This is a genomic window from Mesobacillus campisalis (assembly GCF_000986785.1).
Taxonomy (GTDB): Bacteria; Bacillota; Bacilli; order Bacillales; family Cytobacillaceae; genus Mesobacillus_B; species Mesobacillus_B campisalis.
This window is the reverse complement of sequence record NZ_LAYY01000025.1, coordinates 39,187-56,151: the sequence shown is the minus strand read 5'-3', so window position 1 is coordinate 56,151 and position 16,965 is coordinate 39,187. Positions and strand designations below refer to the sequence as shown.

The 16,965-nt window shown below is 46.3% G+C and carries 18 protein-coding genes and 2 rRNA genes; 19 read left to right on the top strand and 1 reads right to left on the bottom strand.

Features of this window, described 5'->3' with window-relative positions:
- From WQ57_RS18250 to rsmI, 12 genes are all read left to right on the top strand, one after another.
- A 23S ribosomal RNA gene (locus tag WQ57_RS18250) occupies window positions 1-311 on the top strand; the annotation flags it as partial.
- An 80-nt stretch (window positions 312-391) separates the two neighbouring features.
- Window positions 392-507 (top strand): 5S ribosomal RNA (rrf, locus tag WQ57_RS18245).
- 534 nt (window positions 508-1,041) lie between these two features.
- The gene (locus WQ57_RS18240) at window positions 1,042-1,260 is read left to right on the top strand and encodes a sigma factor G inhibitor Gin (protein WP_046525200.1); all 219 of its coding nucleotides are present in this window, start codon (window positions 1,042-1,044) and stop codon (window positions 1,258-1,260) included.
- 155 nt (window positions 1,261-1,415) lie between these two features.
- On the top strand, window positions 1,416-2,843 hold the full coding sequence (locus WQ57_RS18235; protein ID WP_046525199.1) for an aminotransferase class I/II-fold pyridoxal phosphate-dependent enzyme: 1,428 nt from the start codon (window positions 1,416-1,418) through the stop codon (window positions 2,841-2,843).
- A gap of 19 nt (window positions 2,844-2,862) precedes the next feature.
- Complete coding sequence (tmk, locus tag WQ57_RS18230) at window positions 2,863-3,501, top strand: dTMP kinase (RefSeq protein ID WP_046525198.1); 639 nt, start codon at window positions 2,863-2,865, stop codon at window positions 3,499-3,501.
- 136 nt (window positions 3,502-3,637) lie between these two features.
- Window positions 3,638-3,967: a cyclic-di-AMP receptor gene (locus tag WQ57_RS18225; RefSeq protein ID WP_046525197.1), complete on the top strand. Its 330-nt coding sequence runs from the start codon at window positions 3,638-3,640 to the stop codon at window positions 3,965-3,967.
- 40 nt (window positions 3,968-4,007) lie between these two features.
- Window positions 4,008-5,015: a DNA polymerase III subunit delta' gene (holB, locus tag WQ57_RS18220; protein WP_046525201.1), complete on the top strand. Its 1,008-nt coding sequence runs from the start codon at window positions 4,008-4,010 to the stop codon at window positions 5,013-5,015.
- Window positions 5,008-5,838 (top strand): PSP1 domain-containing protein, encoded by an 831-nt coding sequence (locus WQ57_RS18215; RefSeq protein ID WP_046525196.1) that lies wholly within the window; start codon window positions 5,008-5,010, stop codon window positions 5,836-5,838. Before holB ends, WQ57_RS18215 begins: the two co-directional genes overlap by 8 nt.
- 13 nt (window positions 5,839-5,851) lie before the next feature.
- A complete protein-coding gene (gene yabA / locus WQ57_RS18210) occupies window positions 5,852-6,202 on the top strand; it encodes a DNA replication initiation control protein YabA (protein ID WP_046525195.1) in 351 nt (116 codons plus the stop codon).
- A gap of 55 nt (window positions 6,203-6,257) precedes the next feature.
- Window positions 6,258-7,001 carry a tRNA1(Val) (adenine(37)-N6)-methyltransferase gene (locus WQ57_RS18205; RefSeq protein ID WP_046525194.1) on the top strand — a complete coding sequence of 248 codons (744 nt, stop codon included), beginning with the start codon at window positions 6,258-6,260 and terminating at the stop codon, window positions 6,999-7,001.
- Window positions 6,988-7,275 carry a GIY-YIG nuclease family protein gene (locus WQ57_RS18200; protein WP_046525193.1) on the top strand — a complete coding sequence of 96 codons (288 nt, stop codon included), beginning with the start codon at window positions 6,988-6,990 and terminating at the stop codon, window positions 7,273-7,275. The genes WQ57_RS18205 and WQ57_RS18200 overlap by 14 nt, the downstream gene beginning before the upstream one ends.
- Complete coding sequence (gene rsmI, locus WQ57_RS18195) at window positions 7,253-8,128, top strand: 16S rRNA (cytidine(1402)-2'-O)-methyltransferase (protein ID WP_046525192.1); 876 nt, start codon at window positions 7,253-7,255, stop codon at window positions 8,126-8,128. The genes WQ57_RS18200 and rsmI overlap by 23 nt, the downstream gene beginning before the upstream one ends.
- 257 nt (window positions 8,129-8,385) lie before the next feature.
- On the opposite strand, the gene WQ57_RS18190 is transcribed toward rsmI, so the two are convergent.
- Window positions 8,386-8,679, bottom strand: coding sequence for an AbrB/MazE/SpoVT family DNA-binding domain-containing protein (locus WQ57_RS18190; protein ID WP_173427578.1), 294 nt, complete (start codon window positions 8,677-8,679; stop codon window positions 8,386-8,388).
- 373 nt (window positions 8,680-9,052) lie between these two features.
- On the opposite strand from WQ57_RS18190, the gene metG reads away from it, so the two are divergent.
- The 7 genes from metG to veg all read left to right on the top strand — a co-directional run bounded on the left by metG (window position 9,053) and on the right by veg (window position 16,808).
- A complete protein-coding gene (gene metG / locus WQ57_RS18185) occupies window positions 9,053-11,008 on the top strand; it encodes a methionine--tRNA ligase (RefSeq protein ID WP_046525190.1) in 1,956 nt (651 codons plus the stop codon).
- A gap of 241 nt (window positions 11,009-11,249) precedes the next feature.
- Window positions 11,250-12,017, top strand: a complete 768-nt coding sequence (locus tag WQ57_RS18180; protein WP_046525189.1) for a TatD family hydrolase — start codon at window positions 11,250-11,252, stop codon at window positions 12,015-12,017.
- Between the two features lie 240 nt (window positions 12,018-12,257).
- A complete protein-coding gene (locus WQ57_RS18175; RefSeq protein ID WP_052948811.1) occupies window positions 12,258-13,469 on the top strand; it encodes a G5 and 3D domain-containing protein in 1,212 nt (403 codons plus the stop codon).
- Between the two features lie 155 nt (window positions 13,470-13,624).
- Window positions 13,625-14,185 (top strand): ribonuclease M5, encoded by a 561-nt coding sequence (rnmV, locus tag WQ57_RS18170; RefSeq protein WP_046525187.1) that lies wholly within the window; start codon window positions 13,625-13,627, stop codon window positions 14,183-14,185.
- The gene (gene rsmA / locus WQ57_RS18165) at window positions 14,178-15,056 is read left to right on the top strand and encodes a 16S rRNA (adenine(1518)-N(6)/adenine(1519)-N(6))-dimethyltransferase RsmA (RefSeq protein ID WP_046525186.1); all 879 of its coding nucleotides are present in this window, start codon (window positions 14,178-14,180) and stop codon (window positions 15,054-15,056) included. Before rnmV ends, rsmA begins: the two co-directional genes overlap by 8 nt.
- A gap of 364 nt (window positions 15,057-15,420) precedes the next feature.
- Window positions 15,421-16,302 carry a sporulation peptidase YabG gene (gene yabG / locus WQ57_RS18160; protein WP_046525185.1) on the top strand — a complete coding sequence of 294 codons (882 nt, stop codon included), beginning with the start codon at window positions 15,421-15,423 and terminating at the stop codon, window positions 16,300-16,302.
- A 242-nt stretch (window positions 16,303-16,544) separates the two neighbouring features.
- Window positions 16,545-16,808, top strand: a complete 264-nt coding sequence (gene veg, locus WQ57_RS18155) for a biofilm formation stimulator Veg (RefSeq protein WP_046525184.1) — start codon at window positions 16,545-16,547, stop codon at window positions 16,806-16,808.
- Window positions 16,809-16,965: the final 157 nt, after the last annotated feature.

Sequence of the window (16,965 nt, the reverse complement as noted above, 5' to 3'; positions counted from 1 at the left end):
ACGTCGTGAGACAGTTCGGTCCCTATCCGTCGTGGGCGCAGGAAATTTGAGAGGAGCTGTCCTTAGTACGAGAGGACCGGGATGGACGCACCGCTGGTGTACCAGTTGTCTTGCCAAAGGCATCGCTGGGTAGCTATGTGCGGACGGGATAAGTGCTGAAAGCATCTAAGCATGAAGCCCCCCTCAAGATGAGATTTCCCATAGCGTCAAGCTAGTAAGATCCCTGAAAGATGATCAGGTTGATAGGTCAGAGGTGGAAGCGCGGTGACGTGTGGAGCTGACTGATACTAATCGATCGAGGACTTAACCAATAGGTTGATACTCGTAATTGCAAACCTTCTGAAATGCATTATCCAGTTTTGAGGGAACAACCCTCATTTCAATAAAATAGTCTGGCGGTGATGGCGAGAAGGTCACACCCGTTCCCATGCCGAACACGGAAGTTAAGCTTCTCAGCGCCGATGGTAGTTGGGGGTTTCCCCCTGTGAGAGTAGGACGCTGCCAGGCAACATGAAAAGAACAGCTAAAATACGCTGTTCTTTTTTGTGTTTTTAAATAAAAGAATCATGAAATGTAGATATCGGGCCGAACGATGCCGATATCCTCCCAAACGGTATAGATATAATCAAAAAATTTGTAGAAACGGCGGCGGGTTATAAAGAAAAATCCATTTTCCATGGAGAAATCCATTTTAATAAATTCCTCAACCTAATTTACTCTACAGTTTGAGGGATTTACTCTACACTTGACCCACTTTATTCTCCGATTTATGAGTTTTACTCTACACTTTCAGTATTTTACTCTACGAAATCCCCCATTTACTCTACAAACACCATAATTTTACAAACCATTCCAGGCCGCATACCCTTAGTGAGGCACGAGAACCGTCCCCCTGCACCACAAAATAATTAATACAAGTTGAATTTCCTATAGACATACACGCAAGGATGGCAATCTTCATACAATATTAATCAAGTAATCTTAGGAAATGATTATTCGAAAAATTGTATACAACTGGGGACGGCGGGGCAGAATAGGTGTATGGAGGTGGAGATTGTGGAAAGAGTTATTGCCAAGAAGCAAGTTGGTGAATCTTGTGTTATTTGCGAACAAATCAGGCCGGCAGGAATACATCTATACACTTCGTTTATTTGCACAGATTGTGAACAAACCATGATTCAAACGGAGACTAGCGATCCAAAATATAAATATTACGTTGATAAACTTAGAAAAGTGAATAAACCAGAAATCTATTCTTAAAGCTCTCAAAGGGCTTTATTTTTTTGTGTTCAAAAGCCGAACCCCGTTCCAAAGTAAAAAATATATGGCCATTCCGTGATTCCGTGGCATTTGCTTTCTGTTCTGGTAAAATAGACTGAAGTATAAACTTGTGTATTGAAATAGGTGGTGAACATATGGACCAGCGCGATACCCCTTTGCTGGACCAATTGCTTTTACATAGGAGCAAAAAGCCAATTTCCTTTCATGTTCCCGGACATAAGTATGGCGAAGTGCTTCCCGAAAAGATGAGGGAGCATTTCCGGTCCTTGCTGAGGCTGGACGCGACCGAGCTTACAGGCCTTGATGACCTGCATTCGCCTGAAGGTGTCATTCTGGAAGCCGAAAAGCTTCTAGCCGGCCTTTACCATGCCAGGACGAGCTTTTTCCTGGTCGGGGGCTCAACTTCTGGAAACCTCGCGATGATCATGGCGGCGTTGAATGAGGATGACGTTGTCCTTGTACAGCGAAACTCCCATAAATCCGTGATGAATGGGATTAGGCTTGCCCGGGCCAAACCTGTTTTTTTAAGCCCGGAATGGGATTCTGATTTCCTGGCTGCAGGCGGAGTCAGCCTGGAAACAGTCAGGGAAGCGATCAAGTCATATCCTGAGGCTAAAGCATTGCTTGTTACCTATCCGAACTATTATGGAATGGTTTATAATCTGAAGGATATCATTGACTTGGCGCATGAACACCAAATACCGGTTCTGGTTGATGAAGCACATGGAGTCCACTTCATAGCCGGGGAGTCGTTTCCGCCATCCGCTGTCTCTCTGGGTGCGGATGTGGTCGTCCAGTCTGCGCATAAAACGCTGCCGGCAATGACGATGGGAGCCTATCTGCATTACAACAGCAGGTATATCCCGCTGTCAAAGCTGGCAGGATACCTGCAAATGATTCAGTCCAGTTCCCCTTCGTATCCTATTATGGCTTCGTTGGATGCGGCCAGGAGCTATCTAGGAACCTTTGGGAGGGAAGATATTCAGTTTTTGATGGATGGCATCACCTCTTTTCGGGAAGAAGCCGGGAAGATTGGCAGACTGGAGGTATTGCCTTCAGGAGACGGCGACCCGTTGAAGATGATTCTCCGTTCCCCTGGCAGCTCAGGATTCCAGTTACAAAAAGTGCTTGAAGAGCAGGGCATTTATGCCGAGATGGCCGATCCATTTAATGTACTGCTGGTACTGCCACTTTTAAAAGCGGGAATGGCAGCTCCCTATAAAAGGGTAATTGAAAAACTTTCCATAGCCGCCATGCAGATTGGGGCAAGCATACCAGCAGCTTTGCCAGTGAAGCAAAATAATACCCCTGTATTGGGAACGCTTGCGTTGGGCTACAGGGAGATGGAAAACATGAACGAGACATTTATGCCTCTGGCCCAGTCGGCAGGCTGCATTTGTGCAGAGACACTGATCCCCTATCCGCCGGGAATCCCGCTGCTGATGCCAGGTGAGGTCATTACCAAAGCTGCATTGGAAGAACTCGATGATCTGCTTGCTCAGTCAGCGAAAATCCAGGGCGGGGAACGGATTGAACATAGAAAGATTAAAATTTTTAAATAGCATTTGGAGGCTGTACAACATGAATCAAGGATTGTTTATCTCCGTGGAAGGGCCGGAGGGAGCCGGAAAAACGACGATTATCTCTTTGCTTGCTGAAAAGCTTGGAAGCGAGGGGATACCGGTAATGGCCACAAGGGAGCCCGGCGGAATCGACATCGCTGAACAAATTCGCGAAGTCATTCTCAACAGGGCGAATACCGCGATGGATCCCAGAACCGAGGCATTGTTATATGCCGCTGCAAGGAGACAGCATTTAATTGAAAAAGTAAAGCCTGCCCTTGATGAAGGAAAGATCATTCTTTGCGACAGGTTTATCGACAGCTCCCTCGCCTATCAGGGATATGCCAGAGGGCTTGGAGTGGATGAGGTATTCACCATCAACCAATTTGCGATTGAAGAGATGATGCCGCAGCTGACTTTTTACTTCGACCTTGAACCGGGCATTGGGCTTGAGCGAATTAGCCGGCACAATGGCCGGGAAGTGAACCGGCTTGATTTGGAGAAAATCGAGTTTCACCAGAAAGTGCGTGAGGGATATTTGCTGCTTGCGGAAAGATTTCCGGAGCGTATTATGAAAATTGATGCCTCCAGGCCTATAGACGAGGTATTTGAGAAGGCTGAAAATAGAATTAGGGAATTGCTTGTAAAAAAACCTTAAAGTGCTTTTAAGGTTTTTTATTGTTACTATTGATTGGATGAAACTGGAATGCGTTAATTTGCCGCTGTGTGTTGGGTGAATTACTGTTATAATAAGGATAAACGTCAACCGGAAGATTCTATTTGGAGGGAATTAGATGAAGTTAATTTTTGCGGTAGTTCAGGATCAGGACAGCAACCGGCTTTCCAAGGCGCTCGTGGACCATAATTTTCGTGCGACAAAGCTTGCCAGCACAGGCGGCTTTCTTAAGTCGGGGAATACCACGTTTATTATCGGAACCGAAGATATCCGTGTGGAAAAAGCCTTGCAGGTTATCAAGGATAATTGCAAATCGCGTGACCAGCTTGTCGCTCCTGTATCGCCGATGGGCGGCAATGCCGATTCTTATGTCCCATACCCGGTAGAGGTGGAGGTAGGCGGAGCAACAGTGTTTGTGATGCCTGTAGAACAATTTCACCAGTTTTAACAGGTAAAACCATAATTTGAAGGTAGAGAGTGATGGCGGAGTGACAAAAAATTGGGAGCAGCTTGAAGAATTGCAGCCAACTGTCTTGAGGATGCTGAAAAACAGCATGCTGAAGGACAGAGTAGCTCATGCCTATCTTTATGAAGGGATGAGAGGAACAGGGAAAAAGGATGTTGGGATTTTGCTGGCTAAAAGCCTGTTTTGCCAGCAGCTTGTCAGCGGATTCAAGCCCTGTGAGGCATGTACAAACTGCAAGCGAATCAACCATGGCAATCATCCTGATATTCACGTTGTCGAGCCTGATGGCTTATCGATAAAAAAAGCACAAATCCAGGCCCTTCAGGAAGAGTTTTCAAAGACCGGCGTAGAATCTCGGAAAAAGCTTTATTTGATTGTGCATGCAGACCGCATGACCACCAACGCGGCCAATAGCCTGCTTAAATTTCTGGAAGAGCCGCATCCTGGTACAGTTGCCATCCTTATTACGGAACAGGTACAGCAAATTTTGCCTACCATTCTATCGAGATGCCAAATAATTGGTTTTACACCATTATCTCCTAAAAATATGGAAAGACAGCTGATAGATCATGGGGTAAACCCGCAAACCGCGCCAATGCTGGCCCAATTGACGAATAATTTCGATGAGGCACTGGAATTCAGCCAAAATGATTGGTTTGCACAAGCACAAAAGATAGTGGTAAAATTGTATGAAGTGTTAAAAAGGCATCCTCTTGAAGCGATGGTATCCCTTCAGGTGAATTGGCATACACACTTTAAGGATAAAGAGCAAATCGATCGCGGTTTGGATTTATTACTTCTTGTTTTTAAGGATTTATTATATATCCAGCTAGGGAAGAAAGAACAGATCATCTTTTTGAGCGAAAGTTCCCGCTTGGAGCAATATGCGCTGCAGACATCCGGACGGCGTCTGACCGAACAAATGGCAGCAGTCCTGGAGGCGAAAAGGAAACTGCATGCCAATATGAATGCCCAGCTGTTAATGGAAGAGCTGGTGTTAAAATTGCAGGAGGGATCTTCACTTGTATGATGTAGTAGGTGTCCGCTTTAAAAAAGCGGGAAAGATATATTATTTTGATCCCGGAGATCTCGCAATTCAGAAGGATGACTTTGTCATCGTGGAAACTGTCAGAGGGGTCGAATTCGGGAGAGTCGTCACACCGGTCAAGCAGGTAGGCGAAAACGACGTGGTTCTGCCCTTGAAAAAGGTTGTCAGAATCGCAGATCAAAAGGACCGTCTCATTGTAGACGAGAACAAGGCGGCTGCGAAGGAAGCCTATGATGTTTGCGGGCAGAAAGTGAATGAACATCAGCTGGACATGAAGCTGGTTGATGTGGAATATACTTTTGACCGGAATAAGGTCATCTTTTACTTTACGGCGGATGGAAGAGTCGATTTCCGCGAACTGGTCAAGGATTTGGCCTCCATTTTTAGGACAAGGATTGAACTGCGCCAAATTGGCGTCCGTGATGAAGCGAAAATGCTGGGGGGCATCGGCCCTTGCGGCAGGATGCTTTGCTGCTCGACTTTTTTGGGCGATTTTGATCCCGTATCCATTAAAATGGCCAAGGACCAGAATCTCTCGCTCAACCCTACGAAAATATCGGGATTGTGCGGACGTTTAATGTGCTGTCTGAAGTACGAAAATGATGAATACGAGGCGGCGAAGGAAGCCCTTCCTGACCTTGGGGAAATCATTGAGACTCCAAATGGACGCGGCAAAGTAGTCGGCTTGAACATTCTGGAACGCGTCATGCAGGTTGAGTTTGCCGGCCAGGAGCGGGTGCTTGAATATACGCTGGAAGAAGTGCTGAAGGAAGGCGCCGTTTCGATACAATCATCCACAGATTAACGAGGTGGAAAAGGTGGATAAAAAAGAGATCTTTGACTCAGTAAGCAATATGGAAGAACAAATCGGCACTCTTTATCGGCAGCTTGGCGAGTTAAAGCAGCATGTTGCGGAAATACTGGAAGAGAACAACTCTTTGAAGCTGGAAAATGACAATTTAAGACGCCGTCTGGATCAAACCACAAAGAAGAAAGACCAAAGGGAAAAGAAAGGCAAACCTGGAAGCACTCCTGTCGACATTGGCGAGGGCTATGACAATCTCGCCCGGCTGTACCAGGAAGGTTTCCATATCTGCAATTTGAACTTTGGCAGCCCTAGAAAAGAAGGGGATTGCATATTCTGCCTATCTTTTCTCAATAAAAAATAATTTGGCAGCCTTCCCCTCCAAGGGAAGGCTTTTTTGCAACAAAGGAGCCTGATTTATGGTTGAATTAAAAGATGATGAAAGACTGGACTACCTGCTGGCAGAGGATTTGCGGATCATCCAGAGCCCCTCTGTGTTCGCTTTTTCCCTTGATGCCGTGCTGCTGGCGAGGTTCGTATATGTGCCGATCCAAAAAGGCAGCCTGATTGACCTATGCAGCGGCAATGGGGTGATTCCGCTGTTTCTGAGTGCCCGTACAAAGGGTGAGATCACCGGCGTGGAAATTCAGGACCGCCTTTATGATATGGCAGTAAGGAGCATTGAATACAACCAGCTCGGCGGCAGGCTGAAGATGGTGCATGGAGACATCAAGGAAATGCCTAAACAGCTTGGCTACGGGAAATTTGATGTGGTTACCTGCAACCCGCCTTACTTTAAAACCCCGGCAACCAGGGAAATCAACGAAAATGAACATCTGGCAATTGCCCGGCATGAAATCCTTTGTACGCTGGAGGATGCGATCAAGGCTTCCAGCGAGCTTGTTCGCGCACGCGGGAAAGTGGCGTTTGTCCACCGCCCCGGACGGATGATTGATATCATCGAGCTGATGCGAAAATACAAGCTTGAGCCAAAACGGATCCAGTTTGTCTATCCGAAGGCCGGAAAGGAAGCCAACACCATACTGATAGAGGCCATCAAGCATGGCAGCCCGGACCTGAAGATTGAAAACCCGTTGATTGTCTATAATGAAAATGATGAGTATACCCCCGAGCTGAGAGAGATCTTATATGGAAAAGAATGAGCATTATTTCTATGTGCTATCCTGCCGGGATGGCACCCTCTATGCGGGATATACCAATGACCTTGAACGGCGCCTCAGGCAGCATAATGAAGGAAAAGGGGCAAAATATACAAAAGGACGGGGCCCGGTTGAGCTTATTTATTCCAAACTGTTCGGAACAAAGAGCGAGGCGCTTAAGGCTGAGTATGCCTTTAAACAGCTGCCGCGAGCCAGGAAAGACCAATTTTTAGCGATGGAGCTGGAGGAGAAATATGCAGCATCAGAAAAGCTTTGAACATGAACAGGAAAAGGGGATATTATACCTTGTGCCAACGCCAATCGGCAATCTCGAGGATATGAGCTTCAGGGCGTTGAGGATTTTAAAAGAAGCGGATTTGATTGCCGCCGAGGATACAAGGAACACCAGGAAGCTGTGCAACTACTTTGAAATCGAAACGCCTGTGGCCAGCTACCATGAGCATAATAAGGAGCAAAGCGGCCAAAAGCTCCTTGGGAAAATAAAGGATGGAGCCAAGGTGGCGCTGGTCAGCGATGCGGGCATGCCAACCATCTCCGATCCAGGCTATGAGCTTGTGGACCAGGCGATAGCCGAAGGCCTTACGGTGGTTCCGCTGCCGGGCGCCAATGCAGCCCTGACGGCATTAATCGCGTCGGGGATCAAGCCCCAGCCCTTTTACTTCTATGGCTTTCTCACCCGCAGCAAGAAGGAAAAGCGCAAGGAGCTGGAAGTCCTGGCAAGGCAGTCCGGAACGATGGTATTTTATGAAGCACCACACCGGCTCCGCGAAACACTTCAGCTGATGAGCGAGAGTTTTGGCGGTGAAAGGCAGATTGTGCTTTGCCGGGAACTCACCAAGAAATTTGAGGAATTTATCAGGGGAACCATACAGGAAGCAGCAGAGTGGGCAGAAAGCAGTGAAGCAAGAGGGGAGTTCTGCCTGATTGTCGAGGGGGCGGAGCACTCCGAAGCCGAGCAGGAAACAGCCTGGTGGACAGAGCTGTCAATTGAAGATCATGTCGAACAGAACATGGAAAAAGGCATGTCTTCAAAAGAAGCAATCAAGCAGACGGCCAAAGAGCGGGGCTTGAATAAACGCGAAGTATACCAGGCGTATCATGTCGAATAAGAAAAGCGTAAGCGCCTTGTTCAGCCCCGAAAAGCATAAGACGCTCCAGAATAGAAGGCGTTCTTTGCCTTCAATTCTGGAGTGGCTTATGACTCTAGCTGCTCAAAGCTCCGCTTCTCGCAAGATACTCGAGGAAGTAAACTCAAGGGTGAAAACTGGCTAGGCGCTGGAGCTGGACAGTTATCTAAGTGTAAGAATTTACACATTCGAATAAAAAAATAGCATCTCCTTAAAACAGGAGATGCTTTGATGGTTTATTAAGCTTTGACAGGTTCGAATGAATTTTGGATTTCGCTTAGAAGCTGTTCTGCTCCTTCGCGGCTAAGGATCAGTTTTCCGCCAGCAAGAGTGATATTGTTGTCGGATACTTCACCAGTGATGTGGCAAGTCATGTTTGGCTTGTATTTCTTAAGGATGATGCGGTCGTCATCTACATAGATTTCAAGAGCATCCTTTTCGGCAATGCCCAATGTCCTTCTTAATTCAATTGGAATGACCACGCGGCCAAGTTCATCAACTTTACGTACGATACCAGTAGATTTCATCGTGATTTTCCCCTCTCCAGTGTATGTAATATTATTTTATTCGTCATTTTTCGACATGTCATTTTTATAAATCTAATAATACCAGCCATTCCCATAACCGTCAATTACTTTATTTGGTTAAGGGATGGTATTTTTTAGAAACCTTAAAAACGTTGCCATATAGGGATTTTAGCGTTACTTAATAAAAATGATTCGAAAAGAAGCTCGATTTTATGGGGGTATTTTTCAAAAAAAATATTATGAGTGTTAAAACATTATGTAAATTTCTTCCTTCTATATTCGACAAAATCCTACAGAACTTTCGACAGCATGGAAAAGTAAAGGGAAGAATTGTATAATAAGGAATTAGAATCATTGGAGTTCTAAGGAGGCAGTTTTGATGGAGGAAAAGTTAAAAACATTTTACCTTACTACCCCGATTTATTATCCGAGCGGGAATTTGCATATTGGACATGCTTATACCACTGTGGCCGGGGATGCGATGGCCCGTTATAAAAGAATGCGCGGCTATGATGTCATGTTCCTGACTGGAACGGATGAGCATGGCCAGAAAATCCAGCGGAAGGCAGAAGAAAAAGGGGTTACTCCGCAGCAGTATGTAGATGAGATTGTGTCCGGCATCCAGGATCTCTGGAACAAGCTTGATATCTCATATGATGACTTTATCCGGACAACCGAGGACCGCCATAAGCAGGTGGTGGAGAAAATCTTTGCCCGCCTTGTCGAGCAGGGGGACATCTATCTCGACCAGTATGAAGGCTGGTACTGTACACCGTGCGAGTCCTTCTATACAGACCGCCAGCTTGAAAATGGCAACTGTCCGGATTGCGGCCGTCCAGTGGAAAAAGTGAAAGAAGAGTCTTATTTCTTCAGGATGGGCAAATATGCAGACAGACTCCTGAAGTACTATGAAGAAAATCCTCAGTTCATCCAGCCGGAATCACGTAAAAATGAAATGATCAACAATTTCATTAAGCCGGGCCTTGAGGACCTCGCTGTTTCAAGAACGACCTTTGACTGGGGAATAAAAGTGCCGGGAGATCCGAAGCATGTTATTTATGTGTGGGTGGATGCCCTGTCGAACTATATTACCGCACTTGGATATGGAACGGAAGATGAGTCGAAGTATTTAAAATACTGGCCTGCCGATGTCCACCTTGTCGGAAAGGAAATTGTCCGTTTCCATACGATTTACTGGCCAATCATGCTGATGGCTTTGGATTTGCCGCTTCCTAAAAAGGTGTTCGCCCACGGATGGCTTCTGATGAAGGATGGGAAGATGTCCAAATCAAAAGGCAATGTGGTCGATCCAGTCACGCTGATTGACCGTTACGGCCTTGATGCCTTGCGCTATTACCTCCTGAGAGAGGTTCCATTTGGCGCAGACGGTGTTTTCACACCGGAAGGCTTCGTTGAAAGAGTAAACTTTGATTTGGCAAACGATCTGGGCAACTTGCTGAACCGTACGGTCGCGATGATCAACCGCTATTTTGATGGTGAAGTCCCAGTTTATACAGGGTCTGAAGGCGATTTTGACCAGCAGCTGCTCAAGGCAAGCCGGGAGACAATCAGGAAATATGAAGAAGCAATGGAAAAAATGGAGTTTTCGGTCGCATTGACCGCTGTTTGGCAGCTGGTAAGCCGTACAAATAAATATATCGATGAAACCCAGCCATGGGTGCTTGCCAAGGATGAGGACAAAAAACCAGAGCTTGGCCGTGTGATGGCCCATCTGGCTGAAGCCTTGCGCGAGACCGCCATCCTGCTTCAGCCGTTCCTGACAAGGACACCGGCAAAGATTTTTGAACAGCTGAATGTGACTGAAGAAAAGCTGACAGGCTGGGAAAGCCTTGAAACATTTGGAGGCATCCCGGCAGGTACGAAGGTGCAAAAAGGCGAACCGATTTTCCCTCGCCTCGAAGTGGAAGAGGAAGTGGCCTATATCAAGGAAAAGATGCAAGGCAGTGCCCCCGCGGCGGAGCCGGAAAAACCGGAGAAGCCGGAATCCATGCCTGAAATCCTGATCGATGACTTTATGAAAGTGGAATTGCGCGTTGCAGAGGTGATTCATTGCGAGCCAGTTCCGAAAGCGGACAAGCTTCTCAAGCTCCAGCTCGACCTTGGATATGAAAAGCGCCAGGTCGTCTCGGGGATTGCCCAGCACTATAAGCCTGAAGAACTTGTGGGCCGCAAAGTGATTTGTGTAACCAATCTTAAGCCTGTGAAGCTGCGTGGCGAGCTGTCGGAAGGGATGATCCTTGCAGGGTCGCAGGACGGGAAATTATCATTGGCAACAGTGGCTGAGTCCTTGCCGCTTGGATCCAGGGTGAAATAAAATAGAAAAATTAGGAGAACATAGAAATGTTTCATGTGTAACATTTCTATGTTTTTTTATTTACTATAAAGGCTTTTAGTTGACGATACACTTGGAAAATCGTTATGATACTGTCAAATTTTTATAAAAATTACATAAGCAGCCTTATCTTTCCATACATGGCAGCAATAAGTTGAAAGAAAATAGGGACATAAAAAAGCCGATAAGTTAGAATATTATATTAGCAAAAGGAGTTTACAGCATGCTTTTCGATACACACGTACATTTAAATGCAGACCAATACAGCGAGGATGTGCAGGAGGTTATTGATAGGGCGCAGAGTGAAGGAGTGTCAAAAATGGTGGTTGTCGGATTTGACCGTCCAACCATTGAGAAGGCATTGCAGCTTTGTGAATCATACGATTTTCTGTATGCCAGTGTTGGCTGGCATCCGGTTGATGCCATTGATATGACGCCTGGGGATCTAGTGTGGCTTAGGGAGCTTTCATCCCACCCGAAGGTTGTTGCCCTTGGCGAAATGGGGTTGGATTATTATTGGGATAAGTCTCCGAAGGATGTCCAAAAAGAAGTCTTCAGAAAACAGATTAGGCTTGCAAAGGAAGTCAATCTGCCCATCATCATACATAACCGGGAAGCAACCGCTGATATTGTCCAAATCCTTAAAGAAGAGGATGCAAGGGAAGTCGGCGGCATCATGCACTGCTATAGCGGCAGCGTAGAGATTGCGATGGAATGCATCGACATGAATTTTTATATTTCCCTTGGCGGGCCGGTGACCTTTAAAAACGCCAAAAAGCCAAAGGAAGTGGCTGAAGCGGTGCCGCTGGACCGTTTGCTGATCGAAACGGATGCCCCGTATTTGACGCCGCATCCATTCCGCGGAAAAAGGAATGAGCCAGCCTACGTCAAATTGGTAGCACAGCAAATTGCCGAATTGAGAGGCATGAGCTATGAGGAATTGGCTGAGACTACAACGAAGAATGCAAAAAAAATATTCGGCATAAAGTGATAGGAAATGCTGTCGATTTGTGGGACAGTTTGTCCAATTGTTTTCTTAAAACAAAGAGTTCTACATGTTTGAAGATGCACATAGGATAACCTTGTCGATAACTCTTCCTTCCCTTTCAGGGAATCATCTCGCATAATAGAGACTGTGTTTGGGGGAAAGGTGTTTGGGTTGACACGTCGACAGCATACTCTATATAATCACTCGAGAGAAAAGGAGGCGTTTTTCATAGACACCAAACTTATGAAAAACCTGTTTTCCAAGTCTTTGAGTAAGAAAAAGCTGGCGATCCTTTCAGCTAGTTTGCTAGTGTTTGTCTCTGTCCTTGGCTACTTCCTGTATGAAGGCACCAAGAAGACAGTCGCACTTACACTGGACGGCCAAGAAAAAATCGTTAAAACACATGCAGAAACCATTCAAGATATATTTAAAGAACTGGACATTTCTCTTGGCGAGAAAGACTATTTGTCGTTAGCCGCAAACACAAAAGTAGAGGATCAGCTTGAAATTGTGTGGAAGCCGGCAAAACAGGTGCACCTAGTGGAAAATCAGGAAGAGAAAACATATTGGTCCGCTTCGGACACGGTAGAGGAATTTCTTGAAGAACAAGATATTGAATTGAAAGAACACGACAAGTTAACCCCAAACCCGGAAACAGAGCTTAAAAAAGATATGAAGATCGATATCCAGAGAGCATTTCCCCTAAAGGTAACAGTTGGAGGGAAAGAGCAAGAAGGATGGTCGACTTCGACTACGGTCGCTGACTTTTTATCGCAGCAAGGAATCACACTCAATGAATTGGACCGAGTAGAACCTGCACTGACAGAAACAGTCACCAGCAATGCCTTAATCAAGGTCATTCGAGTTGAAAAAGTCACCGATGTAGTGGAAGAACCAATCAAGTTTGCAGTCGTCACCAAAAAGGACGGCAGTCTGGACAAAGGGAAACAAAAAGTTGTGACGGAAGGACAGGAAGGTGTTCTTTCCAAAAAGTACGAAGTTACACTGGAAGACGGCAAGGAAGTTTCCAGGAACCTTGTTAGCGAAACCAAGGTGAGGGACAAGAAGGATAAAGTCGTTGCCATGGGCACGAGGGAAGTTGCCGTCCAGGTCTCCAGGGGAGCCGCGGCACCGTCCAGCCAGGCAGCAGGCCAGGGCGGATCTGGCAAAGAGTTTTATGTAAGCTCGACGGCCTATACTGCAAGCTGTAATGGATGCTCGGGGGTAACGGCTACAGGTCTGAACCTGAAGGTCAATCCGAACGCGAAGGTGATCGCGGTCGATCCAAGTGTCATCCCGTTGGGCACAAAGGTGTATGTCGAAGGGTATGGCTATGCGGTTGCCGCTGATAAGGGAGGCGCCATCAAAGGCAACAAGATTGATGTCTTCTTCCCAAACAAATCTCAAGCCTATCGCTGGGGCAATAAGCGCGTCAAAATTAAAATCCTAAACTGATTCATCTAATGCAGGGGGCTTTCCTCTGCATTTTTTATTTTCTGTACCCATTTTGAGTTATAATAAGAAAATGGTTTTGTTATATATATAGACGGTTAATATTTCAAATATGTTTCAGTCTTTTATTATTTTTTTTACGAAGGATGTAGTATTGAATGAAAATCAAAGAGTTGATTGTTGTGGAGGGCAAGGATGACACAACAGCTGTCCGGAGGGCAGTCAATGCCGATACGATTGAAACAAACGGATCGGCCATCAGCATGGATACAATCGCAATGATCCAAAAAGCGCAGGAGACGAGAGGAGTCATAGTGTTCACGGATCCGGACTATCCTGGTGAAAAAATCCGGAAAACCATTGCTGAACATATCCCCGGTTGCCGTCATGCGTTTATTCCAAAGGAAAAAGCGCTTCCGAAAACAGGACGCGGAATTGGCGTCGAGCATGCAGCTCCTGAAGTGATCAGGGAGGCATTGAAGGACGCTCAGTTGATGGATGACAATGCCCCCGAGGAAATTACCCGTGAGGATTTAATAGATGCAGGACTGATTGCAGGCCCTGGCGCCAGAGAGAGGCGCGAAAATTTGGGCAAGCTGTTAAAGATTGGCTACACGAACGGGAAGCAGCTGCATAAGCGCCTGATGATGTTTCAAATCAGCTCCGGAGAATTTGCTGCCGCCATGGAGGCTATTAGACAGGAGGAACAACATGCATAAAGACATCGCTACCCCGGCGAGAACGAGGGAAATTCTAGAAAAATACGGCTTTTCTTTTAAAAAGAGCCTAGGTCAGAACTTTCTGATTGATACCAATATACTCCGCAGGATTGTCGATCATGCAGAACTGACAGAAACTTCGGCAGTGATTGAAATCGGTCCAGGCATTGGTGCCCTTACAGAGCAATTGGCAAAGCGAAGCAAAAAGGTCATGGCATTCGAAATCGACCAGCGGCTGTTGCCCATCCTTGAAGATACGCTTTCCCCTTATGAAAATGTCACCATCGTCCATCAGGATATTCTGAAAGCGGACGTACAGTCCCGTATTGACGAAATACTGAAGGGGTTTGAAGATATTATGGTGGTTGCCAATCTTCCTTATTATGTCACCACGCCGATCATCATGAAGCTGCTGGAAGAAAAGTTGCCCATCCGGGGCATTGTCGGAATGCTTCAGAAAGAAGTGGCCGACCGCATCTCTGCAAAGCCGGGAACGAAGGAATATGGCTCGCTGTCAATTGCGGTGCAGTATTACACGAAGGCGGAGACCGTAATGATCGTGCCGAAAACAGTGTTTATTCCCCAGCCGAATGTTGACTCCGCCGTCATCAGGCTGACATTGCGGGAAAACCCGGCTGTTGCAGTAAAGGATGAATCATTCTTTTTCCAAGTCACCAGGGCCAGCTTTGCCCAAAGGCGCAAAACCATCCTTAATAATTTGACCAGCCAGCTGCCTGGCGGGAAAGAAAAAAAGGAAGGCATCCAGGCCGCGTTGAAGAAGGCAGGCATCGAGGAGACAAGAAGAGGAGAAACATTGTCCATCGAAGAATTTGGCGCCCTCAGTGACGCCTTATATGAATTATTTAAGTAAGCCCCGGGAAACCAGGGCTTTTTGCTTTTGCCGGAAGGCCGCCGTATTCGGAAAGCTTGGGGAGAAGAATTAAGGCTCAGTCCGAAAGCCCCTCGAGTCGTAAGCCATAATCCTTCAGAAGGCAAACAACGCCTTCCTGCGGATTCTGTCTTACGCTTGTCGCTACTAACAGTCGCCTCCACCTTTCTAATTCGATCCGTCTGATGAAGTCAAAGAACGACTTCACCTGCCGGACTCCAGCGCTTGTCGGGGCTGACCAAGGTGCTTCCGCTTTTCTTCTTGTCCTTTCACATTGCCAAGGTGGTTTGCATAGCCTGACAAAGAAACAATACTCTCAGGCAGGAGCCTACTTGGAGTGACGAGTGTGACCATAAAAGCAATGGATATAGTGGGAAGGATTTCCTATAATTGTGACATTCTATTCCGCGTCATTGATATAAGAGTGGAAAACGGCAGGAGGATCGCCATCTTGTATGGGGAGGAATACCGCCTGGCTGCCGATGCTCCTTATGAAGACTTAATAAAAATGGAAGCGAATGTACGGAGGCGGATGGCCGAGGAGGGGCGTTCGCGTGAGGAGCAGTCTTACATTCTGTTCCGCCAGGACGTGGAATTGCTGAAGCAGAAGCAGGAATACGAAGTAACAGATGGATACAGCAAAGCCCTGAATTATTTTCAAATGCCTGGCAGGGTGCTCCATCTTGATGGAGATCCCAATTATTTAAAAAAGTGCTTGTCGCTTTATGAGAGGGTGGGCGTGCCTGTATATGGTGTTCATTGCAATGAAAAGGAGATGCCGCTGAAAATAGGCAGCCTCATTGACTATTACAGGCCTGATATCCTTGTGGTAACAGGGCATGACGCCTATTCCAAGTCAAAGGGTAAAATAGATGACCTGAATGCTTACCGGCATTCAAGGCATTTTGTTCAAACCGTAAAGGAAGCGCGAAAAAAGATTCCCCATCTCGACCAGCTTGTGATCTTTGCGGGGGCATGCCAATCCCATTTTGAATCGCTGATCCAGGCCGGAGCTAATTTTGCCAGCTCCCCGTCCCGCGTGAATATCCATGCTCTCGACCCCGTTTACATTGTGGCCAAAATAAGCTTTACGCCATTTGTCGAGAGGATCAATGTCTGGGATGTGCTCAGGAACACCCTCACCGGGGAAAAAGGCCTTGGAGGCATTGAGACGAGGGGAGTGTTGAGGACCGGGATGCCTTACAATAAGCCCGAAAAGGACGAATAACCATTAAGCCGCGGGCAGCGGCTTTTTTTGTGTGTGCAATGGTGTAAAACGGGACAGGAACTCTGTGTGGAAAATGCCATACATAAAATGAACGAATGCAGGAAATGCTAACCATGTTGAAAAATAGAAGAAAATGAAGACGAAAATATATTGACATTTATTTTTAAGGACTGTTATAATTTATGTTTTTATTTGACGTAAATGTGTCAGCATGTTATACTTGACATAGTGAGGTGGACCGAATGCCAAAAACATTATCGGATATCAAAAAAGCTCTTGATTCAAATTTAGGGAAAAGACTTTTACTTAAGGCTAATGGCGGACGCAGAAAAACGATTGAACGCTCAGGAGTTTTAGCTGAAACCTACCCTTCCGTGTTCGTTATCGAACTGGATCAGGAGGAGAATGCTTTCGAACGCGTTTCATACAGTTATGCAGATGTTTTGACGGAAACGGTACAAATTACTTTCTACGAAGATACTACAGGAAATATGGCTCTAAGCTAATGGCTTAAAGCAAGACAGGCAGTGGACATTGCGTTTGCTGCTTTTTATTTTGCCCAAGCCCGCCTGGAACGGAAGTCAACAGGGCACAACAGGATAATTAAGGTTCTAATGAAAATCGCCATGCCAATGAATACTAATAAAGCCACGGTGACGAAAG